This window comes from Burkholderia sp. SIMBA_062 (genome assembly GCF_046534765.1).
GTDB lineage: Bacteria > Pseudomonadota > Gammaproteobacteria > Burkholderiales > Burkholderiaceae > Burkholderia > Burkholderia ambifaria.
In genome coordinates this window covers 1-237 of the sequence record NZ_JAWRYD010000607.1, presented here as the reverse complement: position 1 = coordinate 237, position 237 = coordinate 1, and the positions used below count along the sequence as shown (strand labels likewise).

Genomic DNA, 237 nt, shown 5'->3' with positions numbered 1-237 from the left:
CGAGCAGAACGTCGAACCCGGCTTCACGAAATGGGCAAGCACGGTGGGCCCGAATGTCGTCGAATACGTGCCGAACTCGGCGAAGATTTCGGAAATGGTGCAGACCGGCGAAGCAGGTCTCTTTCCGTTGACGCCGACTGCCGTCGGCGATCTGTCTGACAAGGGCATTCCGGTCGCTTACGTGAATCCGAAGGAAGGTCCGGTGCTGTTGCTCGTCGATCTGTGCGTGGTCAACAA

At 58.6% G+C, this 237-nt stretch carries 1 pseudogene; it reads left to right on the top strand.

Annotated features, from left to right (window positions below):
- Positions 1-237, top strand: a pseudogene (locus SB786_RS37620) (ABC transporter substrate-binding protein); the annotation flags it as partial.